Source organism: Mesonia sediminis (genome assembly GCF_042684705.1).
In the GTDB taxonomy this organism is placed as follows: Bacteria; Bacteroidota; Bacteroidia; order Flavobacteriales; family Flavobacteriaceae; genus Mesonia; species Mesonia sediminis.
Map to the genome: position 1 here is coordinate 22,298 of NZ_JBHULZ010000023.1, position 16,680 is coordinate 38,977.

14 protein-coding genes are annotated in these 16,680 nt (G+C 34.7%); 7 read left to right on the plus strand and 7 right to left on the minus strand.

From position 1 onward, the window contains the following. Window positions 1-95 precede the first annotated feature (95 nt). From ACFSQ0_RS03365 to ACFSQ0_RS03390, 6 genes are all read right to left on the minus strand, one after another. Window positions 96-2,600, minus strand: coding sequence for a heavy metal translocating P-type ATPase (locus tag ACFSQ0_RS03365; protein ID WP_379044105.1), 2,505 nt, complete (start codon window positions 2,598-2,600; stop codon window positions 96-98). Between the two features lie 430 nt (window positions 2,601-3,030). Then, window positions 3,031-3,441, minus strand: a complete 411-nt coding sequence (locus ACFSQ0_RS03370) for a hypothetical protein (RefSeq protein ID WP_379044108.1) — start codon at window positions 3,439-3,441, stop codon at window positions 3,031-3,033. Between the two features lie 370 nt (window positions 3,442-3,811). Then, complete coding sequence (locus ACFSQ0_RS03375) at window positions 3,812-4,180, minus strand: hypothetical protein (protein ID WP_379044111.1); 369 nt, start codon at window positions 4,178-4,180, stop codon at window positions 3,812-3,814. Window positions 4,181-4,422: 242 nt separating this feature from the next. Next, window positions 4,423-5,136, minus strand: a complete 714-nt coding sequence (locus tag ACFSQ0_RS03380; RefSeq protein WP_379044114.1) for a class I SAM-dependent methyltransferase — start codon at window positions 5,134-5,136, stop codon at window positions 4,423-4,425. A 210-nt stretch (window positions 5,137-5,346) separates the two neighbouring features. Beyond that, complete coding sequence (locus tag ACFSQ0_RS03385; protein ID WP_379044117.1) at window positions 5,347-6,375, minus strand: serine hydrolase domain-containing protein; 1,029 nt, start codon at window positions 6,373-6,375, stop codon at window positions 5,347-5,349. 1,289 nt (window positions 6,376-7,664) lie between these two features. After that, window positions 7,665-8,312, minus strand: a complete 648-nt coding sequence (locus tag ACFSQ0_RS03390; RefSeq protein ID WP_379044119.1) for a hypothetical protein — start codon at window positions 8,310-8,312, stop codon at window positions 7,665-7,667. Between the two features lie 110 nt (window positions 8,313-8,422). Between ACFSQ0_RS03390 and ACFSQ0_RS03395 the strand changes: the two genes are divergently transcribed. The 3 genes from ACFSQ0_RS03395 (at window position 8,423) to ACFSQ0_RS03405 (ending at window position 11,397) form a co-directional block, all read left to right on the plus strand. Continuing rightward, on the plus strand, window positions 8,423-9,406 hold the full coding sequence (locus ACFSQ0_RS03395) for a hypothetical protein (RefSeq protein WP_379044121.1): 984 nt from the start codon (window positions 8,423-8,425) through the stop codon (window positions 9,404-9,406). A 74-nt stretch (window positions 9,407-9,480) separates the two neighbouring features. Further along, window positions 9,481-10,314, plus strand: a complete 834-nt coding sequence (locus ACFSQ0_RS03400; RefSeq protein WP_379044124.1) for a DUF5694 domain-containing protein — start codon at window positions 9,481-9,483, stop codon at window positions 10,312-10,314. 462 nt (window positions 10,315-10,776) lie between these two features. Continuing rightward, a complete protein-coding gene (locus ACFSQ0_RS03405) occupies window positions 10,777-11,397 on the plus strand; it encodes a peroxiredoxin-like family protein (RefSeq protein ID WP_379044127.1) in 621 nt (206 codons plus the stop codon). Between the two features lie 158 nt (window positions 11,398-11,555). Here the strand turns inward: ACFSQ0_RS03405 and ACFSQ0_RS03410 are convergent, their stop codons facing one another. After that, window positions 11,556-12,422 carry a helix-turn-helix domain-containing protein gene (locus tag ACFSQ0_RS03410; protein ID WP_379044130.1) on the minus strand — a complete coding sequence of 289 codons (867 nt, stop codon included), beginning with the start codon at window positions 12,420-12,422 and terminating at the stop codon, window positions 11,556-11,558. 188 nt (window positions 12,423-12,610) lie between these two features. Between ACFSQ0_RS03410 and ACFSQ0_RS03415 the strand changes: the two genes are divergently transcribed. The 4 genes from ACFSQ0_RS03415 to ACFSQ0_RS03430 all read left to right on the plus strand — a co-directional run bounded on the left by ACFSQ0_RS03415 (window position 12,611) and on the right by ACFSQ0_RS03430 (window position 16,663). Beyond that, entirely contained in the window at window positions 12,611-12,871 is a 261-nt protein-coding gene (locus tag ACFSQ0_RS03415; protein ID WP_379044133.1) for a DUF983 domain-containing protein, read from the plus strand. Between the two features lie 259 nt (window positions 12,872-13,130). Continuing rightward, the gene (locus tag ACFSQ0_RS03420; RefSeq protein WP_379044136.1) at window positions 13,131-13,493 is read left to right on the plus strand and encodes a diacylglycerol kinase; all 363 of its coding nucleotides are present in this window, start codon (window positions 13,131-13,133) and stop codon (window positions 13,491-13,493) included. Window positions 13,494-13,563: 70 nt separating this feature from the next. After that, a complete protein-coding gene (locus ACFSQ0_RS03425) occupies window positions 13,564-16,008 on the plus strand; it encodes an FtsK/SpoIIIE family DNA translocase (RefSeq protein ID WP_379044139.1) in 2,445 nt (814 codons plus the stop codon). A gap of 13 nt (window positions 16,009-16,021) precedes the next feature. Continuing rightward, window positions 16,022-16,663, plus strand: a complete 642-nt coding sequence (locus ACFSQ0_RS03430; protein ID WP_379044142.1) for a LolA family protein — start codon at window positions 16,022-16,024, stop codon at window positions 16,661-16,663. Window positions 16,664-16,680: the final 17 nt, after the last annotated feature.

The following is a 16,680-nucleotide window of genomic DNA, read 5'->3' on the forward strand; positions in this document are numbered from 1 at the left end:
CATCCAGTCTAAGCTGACATAATACATTTGTTATGGTTTGTGCCAAGCTGTCAATTGAATTGTCTTTTGCATAGGATTTTGTTTCGCCTAGCCTTTTATTCTATTTTTCTTGTACGTAATCGGAGCGCGTTACCGATTACAGAAACCGAACTAAAGCTCATTGCTAATGCAGCGATCATAGGGGAGAGCAATATCCCGAAAAATGGAAATAAAACACCAGCAGCTATGGGTACCCCCAAGGTGTTATAAACAAGCGCAAAAAATAAATTTTGCTTAATGTTTTTCATTACGGCATGGCTCAAGTTTTTTGCTTTTACAATTCCGTGTAAATCGCCTTTAACCAATGTTATCATGGCGCTTTCTATGGCGACATCGGTACCGGTTCCCATGGCAATTCCTACATCGCTTTTGGCCAAGGCTGGAGCATCGTTAATACCATCGCCTGCCATGGCTACCACTTTGCCGCTTTCCTGTAATTCTTCAACTTTATGGAGTTTATCTTCGGGTAACATACCGGCTTTAAAATCGGCTAAATTTACTTCCTTTGCGACAGCCTGAGCGGTGTTGTGATTATCGCCTGTAAGCATGATAACAGCAATGCCTTTTTCTTGTAGGGTTTTAATTGCTTTGGCACTGGTTTTCTTAATCTTATCGCCGATAACTACATAACCTACTACAGTATTTGCTATGGCTAAAAACGAAACCGTTTTACCTTGCTTTTGATAAATTTCGGCTTCTTCTTGCATATGAGCCGTGATGCTTGCTTTAGCATAATTCATCATTTTAGGATTACCCAGGGCCACTTTTTTATCCGTTATGATAGCTTCAACCCCTTTTCCAGTTAAGGCGCTGAAATCTTTAGATTTTAATAGTTTAGTATTTTGCTCTTTTGCGTAGTTAACCGTGGCTTCCGCCAAGGGATGTTCACTATTGGTATTTAAAGCAAGAATGTATTGTAAGATCTCTTTTTCACTAAACGCATCGGTAAAAGAGCCTATTTTTTCTACGGTAGGTTTTCCTTCGGTTATAGTACCCGTTTTGTCGACAATCAAAGTATCTACTTGATCCATTTTTTCAAGGGCTTCGGCATTTTTAATTAACACCCCATTTTGGGCACCTTTACCCACACCAACCATTACAGACATTGGAGTGGCCAAACCTAAAGCGCATGGACAAGCGATAATGAGCACCGCAATCGCATTGACCAGTGCATAAACATAAGCTGGTGCTGGCCCCCATATGGACCAAACTATAAATGTAATTACCGATATAATGACTACAATAGGGACAAAGTACCCCGAAACTTTATCGGCTAAATTTTGGATAGGCGCGCGACTTCGGCTGGCGTCATTTACCATCTGAATAATTTGCGAAAGTAAGGTGTCGCTTCCTACTTTCTCAGCTCTCATTAGAAAAGACTGGTTCCCATTTATAGTACCGCTGCTTACCTTATCTCCTTGAGTTTTACTCACCGGAATAGGTTCGCCCGTAATCATCGATTCATCAACAGCGGTTTCTCCTTCGGTAATGATGCCATCGACAGGAATTTTATCGCCTGGTTTTACCTTTAGAGTATCATTTATTTGTATTTCTTCGATACTGACTTCAACTTCTTCTTCATTTACAATTTTAATCGCTTTATTGGGCGCTAATTTGAGTAATTCTTTTACTGCGGAATTGGTTTTGCTGTGCGCACGCGCTTCTAGTAACTGACCTAGTAGTACCAGCGTTAGTATTACGGTTGCAGCTTCAAAATAAACGTGTACTGCGCCAGATTCAGACAAAAATTGTTCGGGGAATACGGCTGGAAATAACATTCCTATTAGGCTAAATACCCAAGCCACCCCTGCACCAATTCCGATAAGGGTAAACATATTGAGGTTCCAGGTTTTTATACTTTTATACGCCCGTTCAAAAAACATCCAAGCGGCATAAAATACAACAGGAATAGATAATACGAACTGTACCCAATTCCAATATCGCTGTTCCATAATGTCATACAATGGATTATTATGGATCATTTCGCTCATAGCAATGATAAAGATAGGCAGCGTGAATATCATCGCTAACCAAAATTTCTTTAGTAAGCTTTTATAGGTTTTTTCTTCTGAAGATAAATCTGCTTGTTTGGGGACTAAATCCATTCCGCAGATGGGACACGAGCCTGCCTCATCCTCAATTATTTCTGGATGCATGGGGCAGGTCCATTGTTCTGATGACGCCGTAAACAGGTTTTGTTCTTCGACTAAATCCATTCCGCAAACAGGGCAATCGCCAGGTTTATCATAGGTTTTATCACCTTCGCAATGCATAGGGCAATAAAAGATACCCGTGCCTTTACCTTTAGCGGTTTTTTTCTTTTTATCTTCTTTATTTTTAGGCTGTTCGTTAGGATGATGAATACTATAATTACCCGCAGCTTTTTCTAAGGCTGCTTGAAATTTTTCTATAGGAATATTTTCTTCGGTTTCAATTGTAGCCGATGCCTCATCTAAATTTACCGTTGCTTTAGAAACACCTTTTACTTTAGCAAGGGTTTCTTCAACGTGAGTACGACAACCGTTACAGCTCATTCCGTGTATGTGATAGGTATGTTCCATTATTCTTATGATAAAAAAAACGGTTATGATAAATCGTTTTTATTGTATTTATTCAGTGTGTATTATCGAATTTAGTATGGGTTGTTTTTATTGTTATATCCTTTAAATCGTTCAAAGGCCAAAAGAATCTCGTGGTACCGTAAACCACAAATCAAATATACCCAATAATCGGTTTACAAAGGTGAGAAGTGTAGGTATTTACGAGTTTTCTTCTTGGTTTATTTTACTAATTTTATTTAAACCGAAGGGGGTATAAAAGTCTTCTTCCCTAGAAAAGGGAACTTATTACTGCTTTTACTGATCAAAAAAAATTGTCTATAGGGTATATTATTTGCTATAACCGCTCCTAATGCACTCTGACCATGTTATGTCCGTTAAATTTAAAGTGTAAGTTCTTGTAATAAAATTTTACCAAAAGATTTTTTAAGGCTTATTGAAAATAGTGTTCATAGTTTTCAAAAGACTTTTGGAGCTTAAAAATTATCGCTTCTGCTTCTTCATTATTTTCGGCTTTTGACAGCTTTTCAATAAGTTCGATATGGGGGTGGAGCCATTTATGCAATTCGTCATGACTTTCTCCTTTCATGGTACAACTTTTAATCAAGCGGTTGTTTTGTGTTTTTAAATTCTCGGCTAAATTTTTGTAGTCTTTATTCTTTGCAGCCATAAAATCGGTCAGTAATTCATTTCCTTTTTTAATGTGGGGTTTCATTTCGGCATTTACTTGCCATTTTTCACCATTATTAAGGTTGATATCGCATTGTTGTGGGTCAGATTTACAAGCAGCAGCGATGAATAATAAACTCATGATTACAGAGAATAGCTTTATTAAATTTTTCATATTTCGATATTTATTAGGTGATTTTTATGTTTAGTTACTTTCCTTAGCGGATTAGATTTAGGTTTCATTTTATTTTTGCTTTCTAGCTATTAGTGACCTTTGAAGCGAATTAGGGAAAGTACGAAATTTCATCTAATTTTGAATCCTTTAGATCTTATTGAAAAATCAATTGGCCAGCTGAGGGTATTAATTTTCTGATATTACTAATTTCTCTAATGGCGTTTTTAATTTTTCATAGGCTTTTGGCAGTTGAAGAAATGGTTCTATACTAAAGGCGATGGTATCCTTAGCTTTAAAAACCCAATAATTCCCTACTAATTTTCCATCATCGGTTTTTAGATTGTGTTGCGGAATGTTATTAATTGAAAATTCATTTTTTTTTTTTGTTATACCAAATTCCCAATGCTTTAAGGTTAATTTCCTCTGGATAATGAAGTATGAAGTGTGGTTGAATTGTATTGTTATTCGTGAAAAGCTCAAAGTTTTTGATTGGAAATTCATTTAACTCTTCTGACCAGGCTTCTTCATCTCTTTTCAGATCAAGAATTTTATTCCATTGCTCTACTACCAATGTACTATTTGTTTTTGATTGAAGAATACTAAACAATTTTTCTTGAACAACTTCAATTTTTTTATTCTCTGGATAGATTGTGATGTCGGCCTTCTCAGCAGCTATTCTACCATTTTCAATACCAAAGAAAGAAGCTAAGGCAAAGAGTATTATTTTTATTTGTTCCATTTTGAGGAAGTTTTGATCTTTTTAGGGCATATAACATCCCCACTCAAATATACTGGTTTGTGGTTGTATTTTATCCGATAAAACCAGAATTATTGTTTACTGACATAAATCTTACGTTGATTACTGAGAAAAATCATTTTTAAACGAAAAATTCACCTAGATCTATTTTATTTAATTCCGCGAAAGCGATAATTTAAGTATGTGTGATAAAGCATTTTCTAATGCATAATTATTAGTGTCGGCTATTTTATTTTTCTTCCTTTTATTCCACTTGCACAACCGAAAAAATATTCTACATATTCAACTTCAAATTCATGACCGTTAAAAATTCGAAATGTATTTTTTGAGTTTCCAAACTCTTCTGTATAAACTCCTAACATTTTATAAGTCTCTGGACTTCCAAGAAATACTTTTCCTAAAATAGGAATAATATTTTTCAAGTAAAACATATAAAAGGGTTTTATTATTTTACTTTTTGGAACAGAAACGTCGATTAAGGAAAACTTTCCGTTTGGTTTTAAAATTCGATAAATTTCGCTTGATAATTTTCCAAGTTGATCATCATTAAATGTCTTTAACCCAAAACCTGAAATTACATAATCAGCAGATTCGTTCGGAATTGAATTGTCAAAAACATTTTCTTTAAGTATCTCAATTTTAAATTTTTTGAATTTCGATTTATTTTTCTCCGCACGATTTATCATCTCAGAAGAGAAGTCCATTGCAATTAGTTTTGAGTTTTTGTCTGAATCTTTTAAAATGTGTTTCCAACATTCTCCCATGCCAGTCATTAAATCGACAACTATTTTTCCTTTTTCGATTTCAATTTGCTTGACACACTGTCTTCTCCATCTTTCACTAAATCCAAATGAGGTTATGTAATTCATTTTTGCATACGAACTACTCATTTTATCAAATAGCTTTTCAACAAATTTAGGCTCGTAGATTTCTTTCATTCCTAGTGTTGGTCATAATTACTGGCAACTCATTATCCCCACTCAAATATAATGGTTTCTAGTAGTATTTTATCCACTATAAGTAGAATTATTGGTTATTGACATAAATCTTACGTTGGTTACTGAGAAAAACCATTTTTTAAAAGAAAAATTCAACTAGATCTGTTTTATTTAATTCCGCGAAAGTGATGAATATAAATGTGATTTTACCTAACTCCTCTTTTTTATGATTTTCACCATTCGATTGATTATTATTTCAGACAAATTATACTCATAACCTTCAAAATTGGTTGTATTGATAAATTGAACCACCACCGTATCAATATCTTCATGGTATTCTGCCAAGCTTTGGTAGCCTACTGTTAAACCGCCATGTTCATATTTATAGGGATAGATTTCTTGTTCTCCTTTTTGAAATACGGAACCATCATTCAAGGCTCTAATAAATATTCCCACATCTTCTGCTGTTGCTATCATTCCATTGTCTCTGAATTTGAAATCTTTTTCAATTCCCACGTAATACCCACTCATTAAATCATTTATATCTACTTCGTCAATTGTAAAGTAGGTGTTTTTAAGGTTTAAGGGTATTAAAATTTTTTCTTTTATATATTCGTGGTGATTGTATGCTAAAACCTTATCCATTATCTGCCGTAACAATATATAATTGGTATTTGAATATTCATAATCTTTACCTGGTTTAAAACTGGCCGGCAAGTCTAAAGCAAATTTTAGGGGAGTTTTGTAATTTTTTTCTTCGTTTTCCCAAAACGATGGATTGTCTGTATAGTTCGGAATTCCAGAGCGATGTTGAATCATCATTTTTAAGGTGATTTCATCGGCATTTTCTATTCGGTATCGTAGTTGGGGAAGGTAATCGGTTAAAGTGCGGTCAAAAGACAAGCGCTTTTCTTTTACCAATTTTGTGGCTGCTACAGCGGTATATAATTTGCTGATACTGGCAATTTTGAATAATGATTGTGGCTCGGCGGGTATTTGCTTTTCTCTTTCTTTCCATCCTCCTGTATAGAATTGAGGATCTTTTCCTGCTTGATCTACGTAAACAATCATTCCGTCAAAACCATATCCTAATGCTTCATCTACTTGTTCTTGAAGGCTATCTGGTAATGGTGAAATCCAAGCCTTTACCAAAACCCAGGGCACAAAAAATAAAGAAATAAAGGTTCCAATCAGTAACACTGATTTCACAATCTGCTTTATTTTTTTAGGTTTAGTCATTTTGTTTTTTAAGGTAAATTCGTCATATTGGTCATTCTATCCTTAAAAATAATTTTCAGCCTCATTAAAGATAGTGAAGATTTTAAGTTTTGAGCAATTTGTTCAAATGTTTCTATTGCTTCGGTTACTTTAAAAATCTTATCCTGAACTTTTATTGGTTGTTTAGTCAGAAAATCTTGAAAATAGTTTTTATAAGCTATTACCTTTCTAATTTTCTCTATCACTATAAATGTAACTTAAAGGTTACGATTTTCAAAATTGGCTCTGGAGTTTTGTTGGCTGAAAACGGATTTTGTGATTTGCATCACAACTCCATATCTCCATTTAAATAAACTTCTTTATTGTGATTTTCTCCACACGACAATTTAATTTGAATCGTTTAGTTATTTTCTTAAAACAAGGCCTAGTGATTAGGTAGTTTTTCTTAGCAATTTTTAGCAATGCGAAACGTTGCCTGGTCGGCTATTTTAATGGTAATTTTCTTTCCTGTACAACTCAAAATCTTTGCTTAGTTCTTTTATTCATAAAAGTAGTTGAACCAGCGTTATTTAAAACAAGGCACGGGGAATGAAAAGTCCGTTTGATTTCCAGACGTGTATATACAACAACCAAATTAAAATCTACTCGATATTATATCGGTTTTAACCGAATTGAACAAATATTTTATAGCTGTTGTTTTTCGTATTGAGAATTGAATTTTTATGAGGCCTGACCAAAATATTGGTAGAGTACATGTCTTGATATAGGTTTAGTTGCTTAAAATTCACGTAAGAAAATTCCCCAGCAATAAGGAGGGTAAAAGCATAGCTGCTTCGTAACTCCTTCGATACTTCTTCGTTGACCCCTCGAAATATAAGGGTTTATCGAAGTTTTATCGAAGGAGTATCGAGCTAACTTCGAGGGAGCTATGAAGTATCTTAGGATTTTAACTTATCTTGCCAAGTAGTAAGAATACTTGTTTTAGACGTAGAAAGTAACAGGAGGTATGAAGTACGTTAATAGTGTTTATAAGGGATGCGCTAATTCTCTATAATTAATTCAGCTGCTTATTTAGGCTACATTGGTCGATTTAAATAGGTTTGTAAATTTGGCTGATAGAAATTAGGATGATCAAATAAAAGCTATTCTCAAAGCTATAAAAATTTGTAGATTATGAGGTGATTGAATTTAATATTCACCTCCGACAAAAGTATATCGGGTTTTTTATATCTATAAATTTAGCTATTATAGTAATTGCTATTTAAACTTTGGTGCGGATAAGTTGGTTAGAAAATATGCGAAAATCAAATTTATTCTGGTCTTTCTGGTAGGTAGGTAAGCTTTACTTTTATATTTTCTTTATAAGTAATTAGAATAGAGCATAGCACCGAAACTTTTTCATTGTGATGCTTAGCAGGTTGCATAACGGGTAGTTTTCTTAGTACCGACAAAACTTCGGCCTGTACCGTAATTTCGGCATTTCTTACCTTTAAACCTGTACTATTTCCCGTTTCGTCTATAATAAAAAAGGCGGCCAGTTGTTTAGGTTGTGATAGATTAAGGTCCTTAATTATTTGTGTATTAAATTCTTTTTCAATGTAGGTAGTTATTTTCTCATAAAAACAGGCGGTAATGTCTTCTTTTTTTTGATTCTCACAACCAGGAAAGACAGGTGGCGTTTGCACATTCTTTAGTAGTATGCTATTTTCAGAGGTATAACGAGCTAAGCCATCATTACGAGCAATTATTTGGCAGAGACTTTTAAGAGCCTGTTCTTCTGTTTTCGTGATATCACCTTGCGCCATTATTTGTTCTTGTACGGCCTCAATCTTAGTCAATAATTCACTTTGTTGTCCATTTGCCGATTCTACATTTTCTTTGCACGAAAAGTTGAGGAGTGTTACCAATAAAGTTGGTATTAAAATTAAAAACCGATTGGTTTTGTTTACTTTTTTCAATTGATAGAATTTATTAAACGATAGAAGTTGATGGTTTAAAATCTCTGTTGTGCTAAAATTATTAAAAATAATGAAAAATTAGCGTATATTGATCCGCAAAATTTAAGGAAATGTTAGTTCTAAGAAAAGTGGTTGCTGATATAGCGAAGTTAAAGGTGCAGGCTTATTTAGTATTGGTTCTCGGCCTTTTATATGGATGTACTAAAGATGATGAAAGCAATGCTTCTCAGAATCAAATCGATTATTTTGAGGTGTCTCAAAACGGTAGTTCATTAGACTTTTATTATGGCATTCGTGGCGAATTTGACTATTTCGAAATCGCTTTCGCGGAAGCGGGTTATGACGTGAAAGCCGAGTATGCCGATTTTTTTACTACCTCTAATCAGGAACGGGTTGAAAAACCAATTAGAGATTTGATTTTTGCTAGCGATGTAGTATATCATTTCTGGATTCGCGGTGTTCAAGAAAACGGTAAAAAAACCGATTGGTTTGGTCCAAAAACGATAAATATTTCTTCTTTTTGTGAGAATCCTTATGCATTAGAATTTAATGGATACATAGCGTGGAATTACTATGATAATGAAAATGATGCTTCATTTTACGAGGTAGAGTATGGTGCACAAGGCTTTGAAGTGGGGCAAGGCCAAAAGCTAAGTTCCAATAGCGAAACGATTTTTGATTTAAGTTTAGAAAAAAACAAAGTGTATGATGCTTATGTGCGGGCCTATTGTAATATTGATCTAGGACATAGTGCCTGGGTGGGTCCTGTTTCCTATTTTGCAGAACAGAATCAAAATGTATGTTTAGAACCTTACAACCTGTCTTATTTTACCGAATATAATTTCTTTGGAGATCCTGTTGGGGCTAGTATAAGTTGGAAAGACGATGGTAACAACAAAACCTACGAGTTTAATTTGGTGGGAAAACATAAATCTCCTGAATCATCGGCCATTGAGTCACGATCAGATTATGGAACACAAATTACATACACCCAAATTTCACCCAATGTTAATTACGATTTTTATGTGCGCACTGTATGTTTAGACGGATCTAAAACAGCTTGGGTGGGCCCGTTGAATGTCAAGATTCAATAGTAACATAATACTAAGACTTTTATATGGTTGCTAATTTTAGAAAAATTCAGGTTATAATAGCAAGCTTACTTGTTTTGAGTTCAATTATCAGTTGTTCCTGCTTATCATTTCAGAAAAAAGAAAATATTGAAGAATCGACTGATTCGAAGATCAAGGTTTTAAACCTTGGTACCTTTCATTTTGGATACACCCCAGATGCAAATAAAACAAGCTTTGATGAACATAGCGAAAGTGCCAAACGGGAGGTGCGGGCTTTAGCTAAAATAATAGCCGAATTTAAGCCTAGTATTATTTGTGTAGAAACTTTGCCGGAAAAAGACTCCGTTTTAAATGCCGCCTACCAAGCTTTTTTAAGAAACCCTAAAGATTTAAATCTTCAATTCGGTGAAAGCAGCATGCTAGGATTTGAAGTAGGACGCTTAGCAGGGGTCGATAAAATCTATGGTATAGATAACCATATGGGCTATAATTATAGTGTGGGTGATTTTATTGAGAGGAGCCCCGATTATACCAATTCAATAGATCCCAAAACGTATTTGCAACTAACCCAAGAGCCCTTTAAAGATTACCCGGAGTTGGCCAAACGAGAAGAAGGCTATGATCAGCTTTCTTTGCTGGGTAAATTACAATTGATAAATGAACCTTTACATTTAGATTACTCCATAAATACCAATGCAGATAAATTACTTTATGTAGGTATAGGTGATGGTTTTGAAGGACCCGACAATGCCGCGCGTTTTTATCACAGAAATATGAAAATTTTTGCCAACCTAAACCGGATTCCTATGCAACCTGATGATCGAGTTTTCATTCTAATGGGTACAGCTCATACTGCTTTTCTTCGTGAATTTTTTCGGAGAAGTCCTAAATTTAAAATGTGTAATACTCTAGATTACCTAGAACCTTAAGTTGTGTCGATTTTTTTCGTTAGACAATAACTTATTTTTTTATCCTTTATTCCTATTCCTTTGCTCCGCATCTATAAAGTAATTTCATTTATAGCGAATTTGAAATTTTGATTTTATGGCTATACATTAATTATTTTTTTGATAAATCAACATATATTTATAGAAATAAGATTAGCCATAAGTAATCTATATAAGAACGAAAACAGTAACATTTTATTAAGACTAAACAGGGTTGTTGTGTTTACTTCTATATCTACTTTTGTTTTTAGATTTAAACAAATATATTAAATAGTGTAAACCGATGAGGAGAAAAACTTATTATTAGGATTGACCCTTCTTGGTTTGAGCTTAATTGCTTGCCAAGAAGCTAAAAAGGAAAAGGGAAATAAACCTGAACAAATGCTTAAAGATACAGTAATCAAAGATAATAGGGAGACGATAAGTCTAAAGTCGCAATAAGAAATGAGGAAGGCCGCTTTTAATGAAAAAGCCGATAATCAAGTAAAATTGGCTCATCAAGAAGGACTTGACGATGTAAAAAATAGTGGAGTATTATCTACAGCAAAACAAGTAGGTGATTTAGCTCCAGATTTTAGCTTAAAAAATGACCTGGGCGAAACTGTGAAACTTTCTGATTATTACAAGGATGGTAAAGTTATACTAACTTGGTTTAGAGGAGGATGGTGTCCTTATTGTAATTTAACCTTGAGCGCTTTGCAAGAAGAGTTACCTAATTTTGAAAAGCAAGGAGCTAGTCTCATAGCCCTATCTCCAGAATTACCAGACGAATCCTTAAGCACATCCGAAAAACATGAATTAGAATTCGAAGTTTTAAGTGACCTAGGGAATGAGGTAGCAGAATCATATGGTATTGTTTTCAAGTTAACTGAAGAGGTATCTAATTTATATAATCAGTCTTTTGCCTTAAATGAACATAATGGGGATGATTCGAATGAACTGCCATTGGCAGCTACCTATATCATAAACGAAGAAGGTAAAATAATTTATGCTTTTATAGACGCTGATTATCGTAAGCGTGCTGAGCCGAGTGAAATTACAGAGTTTTTAAAGCAAAACAAATAAGTTATAATTCCTGGGTTTTCCTAAGCATTCTACTTAAAAGAAAATGAGTGCAGTACACGATTGCCGATTTTAATCCCTATTTTATATAAAATGCTTGATTTATAAAAACGAGTATGAATGATTTGGGTAACCCAGTATTAAGGCAAATAAGATTTTTGTTAAAATTTGTTTTTAAATTGTAAGGGGCTAGTTCCAGATTTTTGTTTAAAGAATCTCGAAAAGTAAGAATAATCGGAAAATCCCAAGGTATAGGCGATTTCGCTTAAGCTCAATTCTGCGTGAACGATTAGGCGCTTCGCTTCTAATACAATTCTTTCTGCAATCAAATCACTTGTGGTTTTGCCTAGGTTTTTCTGTACAATACGGTTCAAATTTTTTGTTGTAGTATGTAATTGTGCTGCATAAAATCTAGGTAATTTCTCTTGCTTAAAATGAGTTTCTATTAAACGCTCCAAATCAGTTAATAATTTGGTATTGGGTTTTGCTTTCAATAAGCTAGGTTCAATATCTTTAAGGTAAAGTCGAGACAATAGAATATAGATGCTATTGAGTGAATTAAGTATTTGGAGCTCCTTAAAGAGTTGGTTGGAATGAAATTCTTGCTTTAATTCAATGAGTTCTGAGTTTATTTTTTCAGTCTCTTTTTGATTTAATTTAAGAAAAGGCGGATTTAGGTTAGATTGATAAAAAGGGAAGAGGTTGAAATTATGTTGTATGTAATTCAGTTTAAAGAATGCTTTTGAATGGAAAAAAATAATTCCCTCCGGTGGGTCATCAAACTTCCAATTGTGGGTCTGTCCAGGTTTTAGCAAAAAAAAACTACCCGGTTGAATTGTATAGGCGTTGAAGTCAATTTCGTGTATTCCTTTTCCTTGTGTAAACAATACCCCTAAATAGAACGAGTGACTATGGGTTTTATGCACAAGATTACGTTTTGTAAATAGGTGATCAGAAAGCCGACTTATATAAAAGGTCTGGGCTTGAGTTTGTTCGAATTGTTCAAGATGTAAAATGGGTATTTTCATAACATGTCCGAAAAGTACAAAAAATAGTGAAAATCCTTAACAAGAAGTGCATTAAATTCCTGTAGTTTTGGATTTCAAAAATGACTATGAAATCACTACTCAATGCGTTTTATTGCAAGTGTCCGAATTGCTACAAAAGTAAAATGTTTATAAATGGAGGAAACCCTTTTCGATTTAAGATTCCGAAGATGCACGAAAAATGTCCAAATTGTCAATATAAATTTGAACGTGAGACTGGTTTCTTTTTTGGAGCTATGTTTGTAAGCTATTCTTTAGCAGCTGCACAAATGATAACTTGCTTAGTTGTATTTTGGCACTTTATTGACCTATCTCCTTTACACGTGTTTCTTGTGATCGTTGGGGTAGCCTTTTTGTTAAGCACTTTTAATTTTCGATTATCCCGTTCAATTTGGACTTATTTGTTCTATCGTGATAATTCGAAAAGTTAGAAATTCTAAATTCGGACCCATTTATTTAAAATAAAATTGGTCTATTATAATCTCTAGTTAGCGTTTTAGCTACAAGCGTTTTATCAAAAAAAGATAGCTATAAGCCGATCGAAAGATCGGCTTATAGCTTTGAAGGCTAATATATCTTGATGAATCAGGTTAAACCTTTTTAATAGTTACTCTATTGTGTATAATTATAAAACAAATTTTGAGGGTAAAGGCTTAAACTCTATATTTACCTAAACGGATTTTTATACACATGAAAAAATTTATACGCGGTAGACTTAAAGGTGGCTTGTATGCTATTAAAGGAGCCTATTTGCTTTTGCGGTATGAACATAGCATACAAGCACAATTCTTTATTGGCGTTTGCGTTTGTTTACTGGGGTGGTTTGTCGGCATTTCCAGAACAGAATGGATGATGCAACTTCTTGCCATAGGTTTGGTGATGGGATTAGAAGGAGCTAATTCGGCCATTGAAGAAATAGCCGATTTTATACATCCAGACTTTCATGAAAATATAGGAAAGATAAAAGATTTAGCCGCAGGAGCGGTTTTCATAGGCGCTTGCGTTGCTGTGGTTATTGGCCTTTTAATTTACTGGCCCTACATAAATTTCTAAATTTAAAATGCAGGCGTCTGTGGTTTAATTAATCATATTTGTACTTTTGTCTGCGAATCAATTAATGTGAATGGCTAAGAAAAAAACATCTAAAAAATCGGTAAAGACCAAAAAACGTGTAGTTAAGAAAATAAATTGGGTGCCAAGCAAAAAACAACAGGTACTAGCGGGGCTATTTTTATTTTTCCTAGGACTAGGTTTGCTTTTGGCTTTTACCTCTTATTTGTTTCACTGGAAAGCCGATCAAGATACCATTACTGCACTCGCCGATAGGAGTGTGCAGGCAAATAATGTGATGAATAAATTTGGGGCGGGAATCAGTCATTTCTTTATGTTTAAAGGATTTGGTATCGCGGCCTATCAAATTGCTTTTTTGTTGAGCGTTACAGGATTTTATTGGTTCTTTAGAAAGCCTGCGGCAAAATTAAAATCTTACTGGTTTTGGGGCTTACTTTTGATGTTATGGTTGTGTACGGTTTTAGGTTTCTTTGCACCCGAACAAGCCATATTAAGCGGTATTGTAGGTTATGAACTCAACGATTATCTGCGAGATTATTTAGGCTTTGCAGGTACCATACTTGTGTTGAGTTTTCTTTTTTTAGCCTATTTGATCATCCGTTATAATTTAACACCAGACGTCTTGGGGCAATATTTTAAAACGACTCGAGCTCAGGTGAAAGCCGATTTTGATGAGGCTAAAGATGTAGAACAAGCTGAAATAGACGCCTTTCTTGAACAAGAAAAAGCAAAAGCTGAAGCCGAAGCTCAAGCTGCAGAAGATAATAATCTAGATAAAAATGGCGAAGAAAAGGAGAAAACCCTTGGTTCTTCGATAACTTTTGAAAATACTCAACCGGAGAAGGTTTCAGCTAAAGCGGATGACAAGGCTGAACCCGCTAAAATTATCATTGGTAATCAAACCGATGATGTGGCGATGGAAGTAGAGCAAGCAGCAGAAGAAGAGGTAGATGAGGGCAATTTGAGCAACAAATTGGTCAAAGATTTTGGCGAGTTTGACCCAACTCTAGAATTGAAAAATTTTAAGTTTCCTACCCTTGAATTGTTGGTAGACCACAGCTCGGGTAAAGGCGGAATTACCATAAACCAAGAGGAGCTAGAGAATAACAAAAACAATATTGTTAATACCCTTAAAAACTATAAAATTGAAATTGCGCAAATCAAAGCTACAGTAGGGCCTACCGTGACTTTATATGAAATTGTTCCCGAAGCAGGCGTGCGTATTTCTAAAATTAAAAACCTAGAAGATGATATCGCTTTATCTTTATCGGCTCTAGGAATTCGTATTATAGCACCCATACCAGGGAAGGGGACGATCGGTATAGAGGTGCCTAATAAAAATCCGAGTATTGTAAGTATGCGTTCGGTAATCGGCTCGACTAAATTTCAAAATGCCGAGATGCAATTGCCTATTGCTTTAGGAAAAAATATCTCAAACGAGACTTTTGTTGCCGATTTGGCAAAAATGCCTCACCTTCTAATGGCCGGGGCAACAGGTCAGGGGAAATCGGTTGGATTAAACGCTATACTTACTTCATTGCTTTATCAAAAACACCCGGCCGAAGTGAAATTTGTTTTGGTAGATCCAAAAAAGGTTGAGCTTACTTTATTTAACAAAATTGAGCGCCACTATTTGGCAAAATTACCTAATGCCGAAGAGGCTATTATTACCGATAATACCAAAGTAATTCATACGCTTAACTCGCTATGTATTGAAATGGATAGTCGCTATGAACTGTTAAAAGACGCTATGGTGCGCAACATTAAAGAATACAACGAGAAATTTAAAGCAAGAAAATTAAATCCGGAAAACGGTCATAAATTTTTGCCTTATATCGTTTTGGTGGTCGATGAATTTGCCGATTTAATTATGACCGCGGGTAAAGAGGTTGAAATTCCCATTGCGCGACTGGCTCAATTGGCGCGGGCAATAGGAATACACCTGATAATAGCCACCCAAAGACCATCGGTTAACGTAATAACGGGTATGATTAAAGCAAACTTCCCCGCACGTATTGCTTTTAGAGTGACCAGTAAGATAGATTCGCGTACCATACTAGATACAGGAGGTGCCGATCAATTGATAGGGAAAGGAGATATGCTCTATACCCAAGGTAATAATTTGATTCGTTTGCAATGTGCCTTTGTAGATACACCCGAGGTTGAAAAAATAACCGATTTTATAGGCGCGCAAAAAGCTTATCCCGATGCGCACATTTTGCCAGAATATGAAGGAGAAGAAAATGGCACAGGTCTTGATATAGATGTGAGCGAGCGCGACAGTCTGTTTAATCAAGCTGCCGAAGTATTGGTTACCGCACAGCAAGGGTCTGCCTCTTTATTGCAACGTAAGTTAAAGATAGGGTACAATCGTGCCGGTAGAATTATTGACCAAATGGAGGCTGCGGGTATTGTGGGTCCTTTTGAAGGTAGTAAAGCCAGACAAGTTTTGATAACCGACTTAAACGCATTGGAAGAATTTTTAAATGAAGCATAAAAAAGTTAACAGCATGAAAAAATTAATGGTTTTTAGTCTAGCATTGCTAGCTATATTTAGTGTTAACGCTCAAAATTCAGCGAAAGCAGAGCAATTACTAAATGAAGTGTCGGCCAAAGTGAAATCTTATGATAATATGGTAATACACTTTGACTATATTTTAGAAAACACCAATGAAAATATTAAACAAGAAACCCGTGGTGAGGTAAGTTTAAAAAATGAACTTTATCGGTTAAATTTAATGGGGATTACTCGCCTTTTTGATGGTAAAAAATTATATACTATTGTGCCAGAGGATGAGGAAATTACTATTTCAAATTATAATCCTAACCAAGATGAAGGTATTACCCCATCAAAAATGTTAAGTTTTTATGAAGAGGGTTATACCTACAAATGGGATATTACGCAAAATATTAAGGGTAGAACAATACAATTTATTAAGTTAACGCCAATTGACAGTCAAGCCGAAGTAAAAGAGATTCTATTGGGTATTGATAAACAAACCAAACACATCTATAAATTAATTCAAATTCAAGATAACGGCACTAAAGTAACCATTAAAGTAAATCAATTTAATACTAACGAGCCCTTGTCACAGTCTTTGTTTATCTTTGACAAAACTAAGTATAACGGGTACTATATCAACCAGTTGTAAAACAAGCTAAAGCCTTT